The 15,158-nt window shown below is 70.0% G+C and carries 19 protein-coding genes and 2 pseudogenes; 13 read left to right on the top strand and 8 right to left on the bottom strand.

The window, feature by feature from the left end:
- Positions 1-155: 155 nt before the first annotated feature.
- From CLV46_RS17105 to CLV46_RS00170, 3 genes and pseudogenes are all read left to right on the top strand, one after another.
- A pseudogene (locus CLV46_RS17105) lies at positions 156-980 on the top strand (CPBP family intramembrane glutamic endopeptidase); the annotation flags it as partial.
- A 252-nt stretch (positions 981-1,232) separates the two neighbouring features.
- Positions 1,233-1,403: a CsbD family protein gene (locus CLV46_RS16755; protein ID WP_170028618.1), complete on the top strand. Its 171-nt coding sequence runs from the start codon at positions 1,233-1,235 to the stop codon at positions 1,401-1,403.
- Positions 1,404-1,526: 123 nt separating this feature from the next.
- Positions 1,527-2,621, top strand: coding sequence for a Gfo/Idh/MocA family protein (locus CLV46_RS00170; RefSeq protein WP_100362926.1), 1,095 nt, complete (start codon positions 1,527-1,529; stop codon positions 2,619-2,621).
- Positions 2,622-2,702: 81 nt separating this feature from the next.
- Here CLV46_RS00170 and CLV46_RS00165 read toward each other — a convergent pair whose 3' ends face one another.
- From CLV46_RS00165 to CLV46_RS00150, 4 genes are all read right to left on the bottom strand, one after another.
- The gene (locus CLV46_RS00165; RefSeq protein ID WP_157802172.1) at positions 2,703-3,773 is read right to left on the bottom strand and encodes an alpha/beta hydrolase; all 1,071 of its coding nucleotides are present in this window, start codon (positions 3,771-3,773) and stop codon (positions 2,703-2,705) included.
- A gap of 4 nt (positions 3,774-3,777) precedes the next feature.
- Positions 3,778-4,203, bottom strand: a complete 426-nt coding sequence (locus CLV46_RS00160) for a MarR family winged helix-turn-helix transcriptional regulator (protein WP_157802171.1) — start codon at positions 4,201-4,203, stop codon at positions 3,778-3,780.
- Between the two features lie 108 nt (positions 4,204-4,311).
- Positions 4,312-4,608 carry a metal-sensitive transcriptional regulator gene (locus CLV46_RS00155; RefSeq protein WP_100362923.1) on the bottom strand — a complete coding sequence of 99 codons (297 nt, stop codon included), beginning with the start codon at positions 4,606-4,608 and terminating at the stop codon, positions 4,312-4,314.
- 119 nt (positions 4,609-4,727) lie between these two features.
- Positions 4,728-5,600 (bottom strand): DUF4352 domain-containing protein, encoded by an 873-nt coding sequence (locus CLV46_RS00150; protein WP_100362922.1) that lies wholly within the window; start codon positions 5,598-5,600, stop codon positions 4,728-4,730.
- A 96-nt stretch (positions 5,601-5,696) separates the two neighbouring features.
- On the opposite strand from CLV46_RS00150, the gene CLV46_RS00145 reads away from it, so the two are divergent.
- Positions 5,697-6,572, top strand: a complete 876-nt coding sequence (locus CLV46_RS00145) for a zinc-ribbon domain-containing protein (RefSeq protein ID WP_100362921.1) — start codon at positions 5,697-5,699, stop codon at positions 6,570-6,572.
- Positions 6,573-6,580: 8 nt separating this feature from the next.
- Here the strand turns inward: CLV46_RS00145 and CLV46_RS00140 are convergent, their stop codons facing one another.
- Complete coding sequence (locus tag CLV46_RS00140; protein WP_100362920.1) at positions 6,581-7,138, bottom strand: GIY-YIG nuclease family protein; 558 nt, start codon at positions 7,136-7,138, stop codon at positions 6,581-6,583.
- Between the two features lie 141 nt (positions 7,139-7,279).
- Here CLV46_RS00140 and CLV46_RS00135 point away from each other — a divergent pair, with 141 nt between their 5' ends.
- Positions 7,280-7,774 (top strand): GNAT family N-acetyltransferase, encoded by a 495-nt coding sequence (locus tag CLV46_RS00135; RefSeq protein WP_100362919.1) that lies wholly within the window; start codon positions 7,280-7,282, stop codon positions 7,772-7,774.
- A gap of 4 nt (positions 7,775-7,778) precedes the next feature.
- On the opposite strand, the gene CLV46_RS00130 is transcribed toward CLV46_RS00135, so the two are convergent.
- Complete coding sequence (locus CLV46_RS00130) at positions 7,779-8,072, bottom strand: DUF4287 domain-containing protein (protein WP_100362918.1); 294 nt, start codon at positions 8,070-8,072, stop codon at positions 7,779-7,781.
- A gap of 68 nt (positions 8,073-8,140) precedes the next feature.
- Between CLV46_RS00130 and CLV46_RS00125 the strand changes: the two genes are divergently transcribed.
- Positions 8,141-9,094 carry a nucleoside hydrolase gene (locus CLV46_RS00125; RefSeq protein ID WP_100362917.1) on the top strand — a complete coding sequence of 318 codons (954 nt, stop codon included), beginning with the start codon at positions 8,141-8,143 and terminating at the stop codon, positions 9,092-9,094.
- 4 nt (positions 9,095-9,098) lie between these two features.
- Here the strand turns inward: CLV46_RS00125 and CLV46_RS00120 are convergent, their stop codons facing one another.
- Entirely contained in the window at positions 9,099-9,620 is a 522-nt protein-coding gene (locus CLV46_RS00120) for a MarR family winged helix-turn-helix transcriptional regulator (RefSeq protein WP_100362916.1), read from the bottom strand.
- Positions 9,621-9,708: 88 nt separating this feature from the next.
- On the opposite strand from CLV46_RS00120, the gene CLV46_RS00115 reads away from it, so the two are divergent.
- The 6 genes and pseudogenes from CLV46_RS00115 (at position 9,709) to CLV46_RS00090 (ending at position 14,014) form a co-directional block, all read left to right on the top strand.
- A complete protein-coding gene (locus CLV46_RS00115; RefSeq protein ID WP_100362915.1) occupies positions 9,709-10,758 on the top strand; it encodes an LLM class flavin-dependent oxidoreductase in 1,050 nt (349 codons plus the stop codon).
- The gene (locus CLV46_RS00110; RefSeq protein ID WP_100362914.1) at positions 10,751-11,782 is read left to right on the top strand and encodes an LLM class flavin-dependent oxidoreductase; all 1,032 of its coding nucleotides are present in this window, start codon (positions 10,751-10,753) and stop codon (positions 11,780-11,782) included. The genes CLV46_RS00115 and CLV46_RS00110 overlap by 8 nt, the downstream gene beginning before the upstream one ends.
- A gap of 43 nt (positions 11,783-11,825) precedes the next feature.
- Entirely contained in the window at positions 11,826-12,542 is a 717-nt protein-coding gene (locus tag CLV46_RS00105; protein WP_100362913.1) for an NADPH-dependent F420 reductase, read from the top strand.
- A gap of 92 nt (positions 12,543-12,634) precedes the next feature.
- Positions 12,635-13,309 (top strand): hypothetical protein, encoded by a 675-nt coding sequence (locus CLV46_RS16835; protein WP_100362912.1) that lies wholly within the window; start codon positions 12,635-12,637, stop codon positions 13,307-13,309.
- Between the two features lie 13 nt (positions 13,310-13,322).
- Positions 13,323-13,542: pseudogene (locus CLV46_RS00095) on the top strand (NAD(+)--rifampin ADP-ribosyltransferase); the annotation flags it as partial.
- Positions 13,543-13,576: 34 nt separating this feature from the next.
- Positions 13,577-14,014, top strand: coding sequence for a VOC family protein (locus CLV46_RS00090; protein ID WP_100365790.1), 438 nt, complete (start codon positions 13,577-13,579; stop codon positions 14,012-14,014).
- On the opposite strand, the gene CLV46_RS00085 is transcribed toward CLV46_RS00090, so the two are convergent.
- A complete protein-coding gene (locus tag CLV46_RS00085) occupies positions 13,983-14,429 on the bottom strand; it encodes a hypothetical protein (protein ID WP_100362911.1) in 447 nt (148 codons plus the stop codon). The two genes, CLV46_RS00090 and CLV46_RS00085, sit on opposite strands and share 32 nt — an antisense overlap.
- Before the next feature lie 147 nt (positions 14,430-14,576).
- Between CLV46_RS00085 and CLV46_RS00080 the strand changes: the two genes are divergently transcribed.
- Complete coding sequence (locus CLV46_RS00080; protein WP_100362910.1) at positions 14,577-15,158, top strand: dienelactone hydrolase family protein; 582 nt, start codon at positions 14,577-14,579, stop codon at positions 15,156-15,158.

The raw sequence follows: 15,158 nt of genomic DNA, 5'->3' as shown, positions 1-15,158 counted from the left end.
CTTGCGGCGGCTCTGGGGTCGTCCAGGGGTGACTCAGGTGCCCGTGACCGAGCCCGAGGCGCCTCCGCCGCGCGGTGGAGTCGGCGTCCCGTCTGCAGGCGGACGACGCGGGCGCGTCGGCTCCGTAGCGTGAGAAGGGACCGGAAGGAGTCACCATGACGACCGTCACCGCCGTCCCGGCGACGCGGGCCGAACGCCGCAGCGCCGCCGCCGAGCGTCAACGACAGAAGAACGCCGCCCTGGCCCCCGTGCTCCCCGAACGCATGCGCTGGGCAGCCCTCGCGTTGTGGCTGGTGCTCGCCCTGGGCGGGGCGTGGCTCGTGCAGCTGCCGGTCTGGCTGTCGGGGCAGGGCATGCAGCATCCGCTGTTCCTGCTGCTCACGACCCTCATGATGTTCACCCCCGCCGTCGCGACCCTCGTGACCGTGCTCGTGTTCCGGCCCACGAGCATCCCCCGCCTCACCGGGCTCGCGCCGCTGCGACCGGTGCGCCGCACCCTCGGCCTCAGCGCGATCGCACTCGTCGGGTTCGTGGCGCTCGCGTTCCTGGCGATGCTGCTCGGCCATGCGATGGGACTGCTCCAGCTCGACCTCGTCACCTTCTCCGCGGCCCGCGAGGCGTTCGCCGCCACCGGCGCCGACCTGCCCGCCGACGCCGTTCCGGGCATCGTGGCCGTGCAGCTCGCCATGATCCCCGTGGTCGTGCTGATGAACTGCGTCGCGACCTTCGGTGAGGAGATCGGCTGGCGCGGCTGGCTGCTGCCGAACCTCCTGCCGCTCGGCACCGTGCCGGCGCTCGCGCTGAGCGGCGCGGTATGGGGGCTCTGGCACGCCCCGGTCATCCTGCTCGGCTACAACTACCAGCGCACCGACATCCTGGGCCTGCTGCTCATGGTCGTGTGGTGCACGCTGCTCGGCGTGATCTTCGGCTGGCTGCGGCTGCGGTCGGCGTCGGTGTGGCCCGCGGTCGTCGCCCACGCCGCCCTCAACACCTCCGTCAACACGTTCGCCCTGCTCATGGCGGCGGGGCAACCTCTGGATGCCGTGTACGGCACGCTGCTCGGCTGGCCCGGCTGGATCCTGCTCGCCGTGGTCATCCTCGTCCTCGCCCTCACTGGCCAGCTCTCCCGCCGCGCGCAGCCGGGACTCAGCTCTTCCGAGGCTGCGCACACGCCGCTTTCAGGCCAGAGGAGCACTGTCGTAGAGGCAATGCACCCGGACGAAGGAGCGCATATGGGACTGGACGACAAGATCAAGAACACCGTCGAAGGCGCCACGGGCCACGCGAAGGAGGAGGCGGGCCGCCACACCGGCGACCGCGACCTCGAAGCGGAGGGTAAGGGCGACCAGACGAAGGCCAACCTCAAGCAGGCGGGCGAGAACATCAAGGACGCGTTCAAGTAGGAACAGCGTCAACAGGGCGGTCGGCAGAGCCGGCCGCCCTTTCTCATGCGACTTTCTCCTGTCGTGCAAAAAAGTCGCCGGATGCGCTTGGCAGACCGGCGCCGCATCCGAAAGCATTGACGGATGACCACGGAAACCACCAGCACCAGTCCCCTGCGCGTCGGCGTCATCGGCGTCGGATGGGCGGGGCAGCAGCACATCGACGCGTACGCCATGGCTCCGGGCGTCGAGCTCGTCGCCATCGCCGGCATGGAGGAGGAGGTGCTCGCCGAACTCGGCGCCCGATACGGCGTCAGCGGCCTGTACCGCGACTGGCAGGACCTCGTCGCGCTCGACGGGCTGGACGCCGTCAGCGTCGCGGTGCCCACGTTCCTGCACGCGCCGATCGCCGTCGCCGCCCTCGAGCGCGGACTCCACGTGCTGTCGGAGAAGCCGATCGCCCGCACGGGTGAGGAGGCGCAGTCGATGGTCGACGCGGCCCGCGCCGCCGGTCGCGTGCTCGACGTCGCGTTCAACCACCGTCAGCGCGGCGACATCCGCAAGCTCAAGGAGCTCGTCGACGCCGGACGTCTCGGCACCCCGTACTACACGAAGGCGTACTGGCTGCGCCGTAGCGGCATCCCCATGATCGGCAGCTGGTTCACCCGTTTCGAGACCGCCGGCGGCGGTCCGCTCGCCGACATCGGCGTGCACGTGCTCGACTACTCGCTGCACCTGCTCGGCAACCCGGCGGTCGAGACGGTGACCGCGTCGACCTACAACCACCTCGGTTCGGCCGGCTTCGGCTCCGCCGGCGTGAAGTCGGGTGCCGCCGACACGACGACGTTCGAGGTCGAGGACCTCGCGAGCGTCTTCCTGCGGCTCGAGGGCGGCGGCACGCTGCTCATCGAGTCGAGCTGGGCCGCTCATCGGACGAACAGCGACGAGTTCGGCATCACCATGTACGGCACCGACGGCGGCGCGGAACTGCGCGTCGAGAACTACATCGAGAGCGGCGAGCTGCGGCTGTTCACCGACGACGCCGGCACCCCGAGCGAGACCCGGTTGTACGCCGCGCCCGGCCGCGGACACGCCGCCGTCGTCGATCAGTTCCTCGACGCGATCCGCTCGGGCGATTGGACGTCGGTCGACGGATCGTCGGCGACGAAGCTCGCCCGCATCATCGACGCCGCGTACCTCTCGGCCCGCGAGCGCCGTGAGATCCGCCTGACCGACTGACGGGCGCGCTGGAGGGGTCTCGATACGGCGGCTTCGCGCGCCTACTCGACCAGCGGAGACGGCGTATCGAGCCCCCCGCGCTCACCAGGTGTCGGAGACCCCGGGGCGCTCCTCGGCGCCGGTGACGCCGCGCAGGAACGCGACCTGCTCGACCATGGCCTGCTTCGCCTCAGGGGTGTCCAGCGACAACTGGTATTCGTGGCCCACGGTGTCCGGCGTCGTCGCCGCATCGAAGAACAGCGGAGTGACCTCCACGCCCGCCGCGGTGAGCGCGGCGACCCACTCCTCGTTCTGCCGGAGGAGCGGATCGGCCGGACCCGTCGACACGAACGTCGGCGGATAGTCGGCATTCACGTGCTGCGGGAGGGCCGTGTAGAGGAAGCGCTCGTCCCCGAGGAAGTCCTTCGTGCCGGAGTACGACCACATGACGGTGCGCATGAAGAATCCGAAGAGCTCGTTGTCATAGTCGACGGTCGTCGGGTCGTACGGGCCGCTGAAGAGCACGGTGCCGACGAGCCGGCCAGGCTCCACGGCCGCGGGCAGCCTGGCTTCCTCGGCGTAGTCGGGTTGCGCGATCGCCATCGCGGCCTGCGCCGCGATGTGGGCACCTGCCGAATCACCCGCGAGCACGATGCGGTCGAGGTCGGCGTGGAATTCGGCGGCGTGCTCGACGACGTGCGCGATCGCCTCGTCCACCTGCACGATCGGCCGGGGGTAAGTCGCCTCCGGCGCGTGGGTGTATTCCACATTCACGACGGCGAAGCCGTGAGACGCCAGCACACGCAGGTAGTCGCGCACCGGCTCCTTCTCCCCCGCGATGAAGGCGCCGCCGTGCACCCAGAAGATCACGGGCAGGGCGGCGACGGCGTCGTCGGGGCGGAACACGTCGAGCCGACCGTCCGGCGACGTCTCGTCGTAGACGACGTCGAGGTCGGCGTGGATGTCGTCGGGCACGTAGCGCGCAGCGGCTTCGGCGTTCTCGAGGCCCGCCGGGTCGGGCGCCGAACGCAGCAGCCAGACGCTCGGCCAGGGACTCACGTTCCAGAAAACGACGCCGGCCACGATGAGCACGACGAGCGACCCGCCGATCCAGGCGAGGATCCGAAGCGCTCTCCTCGCGGCACGGGGCTTCCCGTCGTCGGACTCCGTCACGCGATCAGGCCTCGTCGCCCGCGATCTTGCCGAGCAGAGCGACGAAGGTCGCGAGCTCCTCGTCATCGAGATGCCCGAACTCGCGGCTGAGCACCTCGGCCACGACCGGGGTGCATTGGGCGAGCATCCGTCGACCCGTCTCGGTGAGCTCGTGCCGCAGCGCCTTCCCCCGTCCCGGCGTGCGCTCGACGAGACCCCGCTCGGCGAGCTTGACGATGAGCGCGCCGAGCGCCTGGTCGGTCTGCCGGGTGCGCTGTGCGAGCGCGCGAGCCGTCTCGCCCGGATGCTGGGAGATGTCGCGGAGCAGGGCCCACTGGGCGAGGCTCGAGCCGATCTGCAACAGCGCTGCGTCGACGGCCGCGCTCTTGCGGTACTGCACGCGTTTCAGCCGGAACGACGCGGCGAAGAGATCGCGCGTGCGATCGTCCATGCGGTTCACCCCGTTCCCGGACGCGACGGCTACGGGGGACTCCCGAGCGGCGTCGCTCTCCGGCATTCTGGCACCGACGCCGGTGCGGAGGAAATCTCCGGTGGAACGCTAGGAGCGCACGAGCCGGGCGATGGCCTGGCTGGCCTCCCGGATCTTCTCGTCCGCCACCGCTCCACCTTGCGCGGTGGCCTCGGCCACGCAGTGCGTGAGGTGGTCGTCGAGAAGGGCGAGGGCCACGCCTTCGAGCGCCTTCGTCACTGCCGACACCTGCGTGAGGATGTCGATGCAGTAGGTGTCGTTCTCGACCATCCGCTGGATGCCGCGCACCTGCCCCTCCGCGCGACGCAGGCGCTTGAGCAGTTCATCCTTGTTCTCGACGTATCCGTGGGACACCACGACCTCCATACCCTGTCGGGGTATGAGTGTGATGCGCGCCGACCGCGAAGTCAACCCGCGTGTATGACGACGGCCACGCCATCCGCCCTGCTGGGGAGGCGGACGACGCGGCCGTCGATGTACTGCCTTTACTGGGCGGCGAAGTAGATCGGGTCGCCCATGATGTGGGCCACCGCCCAGGTGCCCGCCTCGGCACCCGCGCTCGGGATCTCGATGACGACGTTGCCGGTGGCGGACGCCCCGGGCAGCAGCTCGTCGACGTCCGCGAGCTGGCCCTCCATCGACACGTAGCCGCCGGTATAGCTGCGGCCGTCGGCGTCGACGAACTCGAAGGTCAGCTCGAACGGGCTGCCGTTCGCCTCGCCGACGTTCGTGATCGTCGCCGGCACGATCGCGTACTGGTTGCCCGCGGCCGGGTCGGGGTTGTACTCGCTCGCGGCCTTCACGAGGTCGGTCGCGTTCAGAGTCGGCGCGCCGAGCGAGACCTCCCAGGCTGCGCCGGTGATCGCCTCGATCGACACCGTCGATCCGATCGGCGCGGGGTTCTCGCGCGAGCCGACCCCGCCGGGCTCGATGCCCTCCGCTTCCTCTTCCCCTTCGGCCGGCGGCGCCTCGTCGACGACCGAAGGGCCGCTCTCGATGGCGTCGTTGAAGGCGTTGATGTACGAGGCGGTGTACACGAAGATCATCACGATCGAGGCGATCAGCGCGACGCCGGAGACGATCGTGCCCGCGATCGCGAGACCCTTCTTACGGCCCTTGAGCACGAGGCCGATGATGCCGAGCACGAGGCCGACGAAGCCGAGGAAGCCGCCGAGCGCGCCGATGAACGGCACGAACGCGACGACGAGGCCGACGGCACCGACGGCGAGCGCCGCGATGCCGAGACCGTTGACGCGGCCGGTCGGCGGCGCACCGGCGGGACCGGCCGGCTGTGCGGGCGCCGCGTACGGCGACGGGGCGGGAGGCGGAGGGGGAACGGATGCAGGATCGTAGGACATCCCTCGATCATGACGGACTCACGACTTCGCCGTGCCGCACGGGCATGGGGAGCGGTACCCACCCGGCGTGCCGGTGGTGGCGTCTAACCTGCCCGCATGCCCGAGTCGATCGAGAGGTGGTGGGAGCGCCGCCGGTTCTCGCGCGGAACCGAGACGCCGTATCCGATCGGCACGTACCGCACGGAGTGGGCGTCGTATCCCGTGCTCGTGCGTCAGTACCATCCCGACCTCAACCACGGCATCACGCTCACCCAGATCCCTCCGGCGGCGGAGGTGTACCTGCAGTGGCAATGCGAGGCGGGGCACATCTTCGTCGCGACGCCGAGCGAGCAGCGCGACCGGCCCGGGCGGGAGCGGCGGCGTTCGTCGTGGTGTCCGGTGTGCAGCGAGGTCGCCCGCGATCGTCCCGTTCCGGCGCGGCCCGCTCCCGCGGCGGCCGCACCCTCCGCGACCGCAGCCCCTCCGCAGAAGGTCCGATCCCGGTCGACGAAGACCCGTCCGGCTCGCGAGCTCTGCACGCGCACCCCCGCGTTGCCGGTCGGCGAGCCGTTCGCGAGCACATGCGCTCCCCGGGTCGCCTCCGCGGCCGAGGCGGACCTGCGGGCGGGACTCGAGGCGCGACTGATGGGAGTGTCCCCGCTCAACGCCGTGCGGCTGGCGCGGCCGTTCTTCGACCATCTCGAGGCGTGGCCCGACGTGCTGCTGCCCGAACTGCGCGTCGCGCTCGAGTACGACACCACCGGCCGGCACGGCCTGGAGCACGTCGGACGCCGGGAGGCCGCCGATCGCCGGAAGGACCGAGCGCTGCGGTCCGCCGGCTGGGAGGTCATCCGCATCCGCACGGGCCGGCTGCCGAAGCTCGGCCCGCACGATCTCACCGTCGCGGGGCTCAGCCGGGCGACCTACGCGCAACTACTCGACGAGTTGCGGATCATCCGCGGCGCCCTCTTCGTGGACGCCTACCTCAGGTGAGAGCGCGGTCACCCGCGCAGGGCGAGCGCCTCGCTCGTCCATCGCGCGTACACCGCCCACGCATCCGGCTCCCCGTTCGCGACGATGCGGATGTGGTGCTCGAGCTCGTCGTCCACCCGGAACCACTCCGTGCGGTCGAACCGGTACCGGGCGAACTGCGCGTGCCGCCGCTGCTCGACCGCGCGTCCGCCGCGTTCGAACGCCAGCAGCTGGTCGTGCCACAACCGGCCCAGCCGCTGCCGCGGGTTCGCGGTGGTGCCGATCTTGATGCGGTCGTCGAAGCGGATGTAGTACACGACGTCCACGCGGGGCGGCGCGAGGTCGCCGTCGGGCACCTCGCCGTGCCGCCATTCGCACACCGCGCACACCCAACCGCCCGGGTAGCGCACGCCGGTGCGAGACCCGCACACGAGACACGGAGACGGCAGCACGTCCGTCGTGCCCGCCTCGCCCTGCGCCCACTCCGCCACGAGCGCGGAGTGCGCCGCGCACAACGGCGCCGGCGCTCCCGACTCGGCCGCCTCCGGACAGTCGACGGCCGCGCAACGACGGTCGGTTCCACGCATCAGCCAACTCCTCGATCGATGCCCCGGCCGGCGTGATGACGTGCTCCCAGGATGCGGTCGCATGCGCCTTGGGTCAAGCCGGCCGCGAGACAGGTGCGGGCGGATGGTCGGCCGTCGGCGGCCGGGCGTAGCCTGCACGCCATGACGCACGTGACGCTGCGACGCTGGAGCGACGAGGACGAGCCGCTGCTTTCTCGAGCGAACACCCCGGAGATGACCGCACACCTCGGCGGACCCGAGACCGACGAGCAGATCGCCGATCGTCACGCGCGTTACCTCCGCGGATGGGAGACAGGCGAGTCGCGCATGTTCCGCATCGACGCCGACGGCGAGCCGGTCGGCGGCACCGGCCTGTGGTCGACGTACTGGTCCGGCGAGCAGGTGCATGAGACCGGGTGGTTCGTCGTACCGGAGGCGCAGCGCCGCGGCATCGCGGTGGCAGCGCTCGCGCTCGTGGTCGCGGATGCCCGTGAGCACGGCACGCATCCTCTTCTCACGGCGTTCCCCGCTGTGGCGAACGCGGCGTCCAATGCCGTGTGCCGTAAGGCCGGGTTCAGCCCGGGTGCCGAGTTCGACCAGGAGTTCCGCGGGGCCCAGCTGCGACTGCGCGCCTGGACGCTCCGCCTCGACGACTAGCGCCTCAATAGCCCTCGGGCTTGGAGTCCTTGCCGTCGAGCCACAAGTGGTCCTTCGGGTCGCTGTGGGTGCCGCCCGAGTCGACGTGTTTGGCGTCGATCTGCGCCCCCTTCGTGATCACGTGCACGAGGGCCATCGCGTGACCGCGGCCGAGGTCGTACTCCTCGGCGAGCCACTGCACGATCGGGGTCGCCTTCGTGCCGGCACCGAAGCCGCGCTCGCGGGCGAGCTCGACGAACTGCCGAGGGGTGAGCCCCGTCTTCGTCTCGATGTTGTCGAGGTAGGCCTGGAATGACATGGCGTGCTCCTGACTCGATGTCGGTGAGGGGTTCCGAGGGTGCACGCGAAGCCTGCCACAGTGGAGGCATGACCACGCGATTGATCCTCGACTGCGACACCGGCACCGACGACGCGGTCGCCATCATGGCGGCGGCCGGGCATCCGGAACTCGACCTCGTGGCGGTCACCACCGTCAACGGCAACGTGCCGCTCGAGAACACGACGGACAACACGCTGCGGGTGCTCGATCACGTCGGCGCCGACGTGCCGGTCTACCCAGGAGCCGCGCGGCCCCTCATCCGACCCGACTTCCCCATCCCCCGCGAGGTGCTCAACGCCGACAGCCCGGAGTTCCAGGTGCTGCAGCTCGACCTCCCCGAGGCGACGTCCACCGCGCAGCAGACCGGCGCGGTGCAGTTCCTCATCGACACGTACCTCGGCGACGAGGGCGCAGACATCGTGCTCGTCGCCACGGGGCCGCTCACCAACCTCGCCCTCGCGCTCGGCGCGGAGCCGCGGCTCGCCGCGCGCATCCCGCGGCTCGTGATCATGGGCGGCGGGCACCGGATGGGCAACGTCACGCCGACCGCGGAATTCAACTTCTGGGTCGACCCGGAGGCGGCGGAGGCGGTGCTCACCGCGGGCATCCGCGACGTGACGATCGTGCCGCTCGACGCCACCCACGCGGCGGAACTCACGCTCGCGGACTGCGACCGCTTCGACGCGATCGGCACGCCCGCCGCGCTCGCCTCGAGCGCGTTCGTCCGGCACCGCATCGACACGGCGCTGCGCGGCGATGCCGAAGCGGCCGCGAGCACGGCCGTGCACGACGCGGTGTGCGTCGCCTATCTCGTCGACCCCGAGGTCGTCACGCGTTCGGGCGTCCACCCGGTGAACGTCGAGACGACGGGCACCCGCACCCTCGGCGAGATGATCGTCGACACGAGGCAGTGGACCACCGAACCGACCACCGCGCGCGTCGCCTTCGACGCGGACGCCGCCCGATTCGCGGACGTGCTCGCCGACGCGTTCCGCGGCTGACCGGTCAGGCGCCGCCCGCGCGTTCCCGGAGTTTCGCCTGCAACGCCTCGGCGATCTCGCCGGCCGCGGCGAGCTGCTCGGGGGTGAGGGCGTCGATGAACAGTTCCCGGATGGCGCGCAGATGCGGTGACGACGCCGAGCGGAAGGCATCGCTGCCGACCGGGGTCAGGGTGATCTCGGCGCCGCGGTTGTCGGTGGCGCACCCTTCCCGCACGAGCAGGCCGCGCTTCTCCATGCGTCCGAGATGGTGGGAGAGCCGACTCCGCTCCCAGCCGATGTGGTCGGCCAGTTCGGAGGAACGCAACCGCCGACCCTCCGCCTCGCTTAGGGCGAGCATCACCGCGTAGTCCCCCGACGAGATGCCGGACTCCGCCTGCAGCCGGCCGCTCAGCGCGGAGCGCAGCTCCTCCGCCGTCTCGATGAAGGTGCGCCACGTGTGCAGTTCCAAGGCGTTCGGCGAGCGCCGCGCAGTCTTCGCGGGGCCGCCCGTGGCGGGAGTCGCGGCCTCAGCGGTGCTGTCGGTCATGTCGGAACCTCCGTTATTGACATGTCAATCATATGGGCGCATCATTGACGCGTCAATTACTTGACGTGTCAATCACCTGGAGGACCCCATGACCGGTCGATTCGAACTCGGCCTCAACTCGTTCGGAGACCTCGCGAGCGACGGCAGCGGACGCGTGCTGTCCGGCGCGGAGACCGTGCGACTGCTCGTCGAGGAGGCGCGCCTCGCCGAGGCGGTCGGTCTCGACGTCTTCAGCGTCGGCGAGCACTATCGCGAGGGTCACAACGACTCGGCACCGCCCGTGCTCCTCGCCGCAATGGCAACCGCCACCGAGCGCATCGCCCTCGGCACGAGCGTCACCGTGCTCAGCACGAACGACCCCGTTCGGCTCTACCACGAGTTCTCGACCCTCGACGCGGTCTCGAACGGACGCGCCCGCCTCGTGCTCGGCCGCGCGTCTGCGACCGAGTCGTTCCCGCTCTTCGGCTACGACCTCGCCGACTACGAGAACCTCTTCGAAGAGAAGCTCGACCTGTTCATGAAGCTGCAGCTCGACCAGCCGGTCACCTGGTCGGGCACCGTCCGTGCCCCGCTCACCGCCCAGACGCTCAACCCGCGGATGCGACCCGGGGGCATCCCCACCTGGATCGGCGTCGGCGGGAGCCCGGATTCGGTGGTGCGGGCGGCCCGGTACGGGCTGCCGCTCATGCTCGCCATCATCGGCGGCCGCCCCGAGCGCTTCGCCGGTCACGTCGAGCTGTACCACCGGGCGCTCGCCCAGTTCGGGCAGCCGATGCAGCCGGTCGGCCAGCACTCGCTCGGTCTCATCGCGGCGACGGATGAGGAGGCGCGCGAGACCTGGTGGACGTACTGGCAGCCGGTGGTCGAGAGCCTCGCCCGCGAACGCGGGTTCTACGCTCCGACCCGCGACCGCTTCGAGGCGGAACTCGACGGCGGCGCGCTGTTCGTCGGATCCCCCGAGACCGTCGCGCGCAAGATCGCGCGCGTGACCGAACAGCTGAAGCTCGACCGCTTCGACCTCAAATACGACATCATGAGCCTCCCGCGTGAGGCGCGCGCCACGACGATCGAGCTGCTCGGTCGCGAGGTCGCCCCCCGCGTGCGTGAGCTGCTTGTGAAGGAGCCCGCACATGTCTGACCTCGTCTTCGGCCTCGACACCTTCGGCGACGTGCCCGAGGACACCTCGGGCACCCTGCTCTCCTACGCGGCGGCGATCCGCCAGGTGGTCGACGAGGCCGTGCTCGCCGACGAACTTGGCGTCGACGCCATCGCGCTCGGTGAGCATCACCGGCCCGAGTACGCGATCTCGACACCCGAGACGGTGCTCGCCGGCATCGCCGCGCGCACCTCCCGCATCCGGCTCGGCTCGGGCGTGACGGTGCTCAGCTCGGACGACCCGGTTCGCGTCTTCCAACGCTTCGCCACCGTCGACGCCCTCTCGAACGGTCGCGCCGAGGTGATCCTCGGCCGTGGTTCGTTCACCGAGTCGTTCCCGCTGTTCGGATACGACCTGCGCGACTACGACCAGCTGTTCGAAGAGAAGATCGACCTGTTCGTGAAACTCCTCGACGAGAAGCCGGTCACCTGGAACGGCACTCTGCGACCGGCGCTCGAGAACGCGGACGTGTTCCCGAAGACGGAGTCCGGCCGGCTGACCACCTGGGTGGGCGTCGGTGGTTCGCCGCAGTCGGTCATCCGCACCGCCTATTACGGTCTGCCGCTCATGCTCGCGATCATCGGCGGCGACCCCGGCCGGTTCGCGCCCTACATCGACCTGTACCGTCGCGCGGCGGAGCAGTCGGGCACGATCGCGCACCCGGTCGGCATGCACTCCCCCGGGTTCATCGCCGACACGGACGACGAGGCCAAGGAGCTGTTCTACCCGCGCTACAAGGTCATCCGCGACCGGATCGGCGCGTTGCGCGGCTGGCCGCCGGTGCGCCGCGAGGAGTTCGAGCACGAGGTCACCCACGGCTCGATGTACGTCGGGTCGCCCGAGACCGTGGCGCGCAAGATGGCCGCGGCGATCACGACCCTCGGCGTCGGGCGCTTCGACCTCATCTACACGTCGGGAACGTTACCGGCCGCCGCGCGGTTACGGGCAGTGGAGTTGTACGGCTCCCGGGTGATCCCGATGGTGCGGGACATGCTCGCCCGGTGACCGCGACAATCGAGAACGACGAAGGAGAGGGAGGGCGAGCGGCATGGTCCGTGAGAATTCCGAGACGATAGGCATCCTCGGGGCCGGAAAGGTCGGCACGGTGCTCGCGCGACTCGCGCGCGCCGCCGGCTACCGCGTGCTCGTGGCGGGATCCGGCGATCCGGCGCGCATCGCGCTGACGGTCGAGGTGCTCGCACCGGGAGCCGTCGCCGTCACGGCCGCGGAGGCCGCGGCCGCCGCCGATGTCGTCATCCTCGCCCTCCCGCTCGGCAAGTACCGCACGATCCCGGCGGAGGCGTTGCGCGGCAAGCTCGTGATCGATGCGATGAACTACTGGTGGGAGGTCGACGGGGTGCGCGACGACCTCAACAACCCGCACACCTCGACGAGCGAGACGGTGCAGGCGTTCCTGCACGACGCGCGCGTGGTGAAGGCCTTCAACCACATGGGCTACCACGACCTCGAAGACGAAGCGCGGCCGTCGGGCGCGGCCGACCGCAAGGCGATCGCGATCGCGGGAGACGACCCGGCGGATGTCGCGGCGGTCGGTGCCGTCATCGACGCACTCGGATTCGATCCGGTCGTCGCCGGCCCCCTCGCGGCCGGCATCGCCCTCGAGCCGGGCGCGGAACTGTTCGGCGCCGACGTCGAGGCGGATGCGGTGCGGGCGATGCTCGAGCGCTTCCCCACCTCGGCGCGCGGCAAGGTCATCGCGCGAGCGCGGTCCCGCGAAGAGGACGCGATCAGCGCCGCCGGGTGAGGGGGCGTTCTCACCTTCGCGGCCCGGGATGAGGCTCCGCCTTGCCGGTTGTTCGCAATAGCCAGCAGCATCTCCGCTAGCGTTGCGACGAGATGAATCGTCAGTTCAATCGCCCGCTCGTCGTCACCGGCTTCGTCGTCGCAGCCGTCGCCCTGCTGAGCGGGTGCAGTCGACCTCAGTTCGTCTCAGAACCGAACAAGGTCGCGGAGCCCGACGTGGTGTGGTCTCAGGAGCCGAACGGCCCGCTCGATAATGATCCGTACGTGCAATGGCTACGCGGCTACTTCGAGAGCTACCAGCTCGCCGTCAATACCCAGGACTTCTCTATTGCGCAGCTCCGCGAGCACCGCACGGAGGAGCAGGTGCTCAACTTGTACGAGAGCTTCGACGAGACCCACAGCCCATCTCATCTGTTCGGCGGCCCGTGGATTTTTGAGCCATTATCTGTCGAGCCGGACGGCGAGGGGGGTGCCGTCATCGAAGTGTGTCGGCCCGCTCACGGAACGTACGAGGTGAGCAGGAAGACTGGCGAAATCACGTCCGAGCCGAATCTCGACGACACCCGAATAGACGGCTACGTGATTGTCGCCGACGGCCCCGGCGAGATGCATGTCAGCAAGATATACGGAGCTTCACCGTCCTTCGAGGGGCGAGAGAAATGCACGCTCGATAACGCTGCCGTGGGCGTGTACGACCCGTTGCCCGAAGTGCGGTCATGGGATGACGTCGTGGCGCCCGTGGGCTACGAGGACGACAGCCGGCGCTGAGGCGCTTGCCCCGCATGTGTACGTCGTGGAGCCGACCGGTCCCTACGAGAACGACCCGAACGTGACGGACAAGAAGTTCCCGGGCAACCCGACCCGGTCGTACCGCAGCAGCGAGCCGTTGCGGATCGTCGGCGAAGACCGACTGGACGCGACTGACGCCGGAGCCCCTGCAAGGGTGGAGGGACCGCCTCGCCGCCATCCGCGCCGACCGACGGGGCGAGATCATCAACTGACCCGGCGACGATCCGGCTCGCTAGCATGCAGCGCATGCCCATCAAGCTCGAGAACGTCGCCATCGCCGTCCGCGATCTAGAGGCCGCGATCGCCTTCTTCACCGATCTCGGTCTCACGGTCATCGGCCGCGACACGGTGAGCGGGGAGTGGGCGGACACCGCAGTGGGGCTCGACGGCAACCACGCGAAGATCGCCATGCTGCAGACGCCCGACGGTCAGGGCCGCCTCGAGCTCTTCGAGTACATCCATCCCGCGGCGATCGAGACGGAGCCGACCCTTCCCCACGAGATCGGCATGCATCGGGTCGCGTTCTCGGTGGACGACATCGACGAAGCGCTCGAGATCGCCGCGCGACACGGGTGCTCTCCGCTCCGCGGCGTCGCGACCTACGACGACGTCTACAAGCTCACGTACCTGCGCGGCCCGAGCGGCATCCTCGTCATGCTCGCCCAGGGGCTGAAGAAGGGCTAGTACCCGCCCGGTCGGCGTGCGGCTCGAGCGGCAGCATGAGCACGACGCCGACGAGTGCACTCACGCCGAGGCTGACGATGCTGCCGACGACGTCGAGGGTTGTGCCTTCGGGGTGCAGCACGTGGTAGCCGAAGTGGAGCACGCCGAAGACGAACCAGACGACACCCATCACGCGGCCGGGCATGGCGGTGCGGGTGAAGATCGCGACCAGGCTGCCGGCGCCGAGCGCGATGTAGAGGCTGCCGACGTCGCGGATGAGGTGCTCGTTGAAGGGTCCGTCGATGTCGATCCAGTGCAAGCCGAATCCGGGGAACGACGTGTAGAACGCGTCGGGCACGACGTAGCCCCAGATGCCGACGTACGCGCCGATGAGCACGGTCAGTGCGAGGACGACGCGGCGGAGATTTGAGTTCATACCCTTCCGACGCGATCGGCGCCCCGAATGTGAGGTGGCGGCATGCGTCGTAGCGCGGAACGACTCCTCGCGCCCGGCCGAACCTACCGTTCCCCCGGTCCGCCGCCGGCCCTAGGCTCGAACGGACCACGCGATTAGGGAGACCTCATGGCCGAGGTGCTGTTGTTCCACCACGTACAGGGGCTGACACCGGGGGTGATCGCCCTCGCCGACCGCTGGCGGGCGGCCGGGCACGCGGTGCTGACCCCTGACCTCTTCGGCGGGGCCACATTCCCCACCGTCGATGACGGCATGGCTTTCATGCGCGGTGACGATCACCCGGACTTCGACTCCCTCGCGGACGCGGCGGCGGCCGGGATGCCGGACGGCGTCGTCTACGCGGGCATCTCGTTCGGGGTGCTGCAGGCGCAGCGACTCGCCCAGACCCGGCCCGGCGCCGGCGGCGCGGTGCTCATGGAGTCGTGCCTTCCGGTCACCGGCGAGTGGGCGATCGGACCGTGGCCCGACGGGGTGCCGGTGCAGGTGCACGGCATGGACGCCGACCCGATCTTCGCCGGAGAGGGCGACCTCGATGCCGCCCGCGAGCTCGTGGCGAGCGCCGACGACGGCGAGCTGTTCCTCTACCCCGGCGGAATGCATCTCTTCGAGGACGAGTCGTTGCCCACCTTCGACGCGGCGGCGACCGACCTCCTCACGGAGCGCGTGCTGGCGCTGCTCGCCCGGATCTGA

This window comes from Diaminobutyricimonas aerilata (assembly GCF_002797715.1).
In the GTDB taxonomy this organism is placed as follows: Bacteria; Actinomycetota; Actinomycetes; order Actinomycetales; family Microbacteriaceae; genus Diaminobutyricimonas; species Diaminobutyricimonas aerilata.
This window is presented reverse-complemented; position numbering and strand designations above follow the sequence as displayed.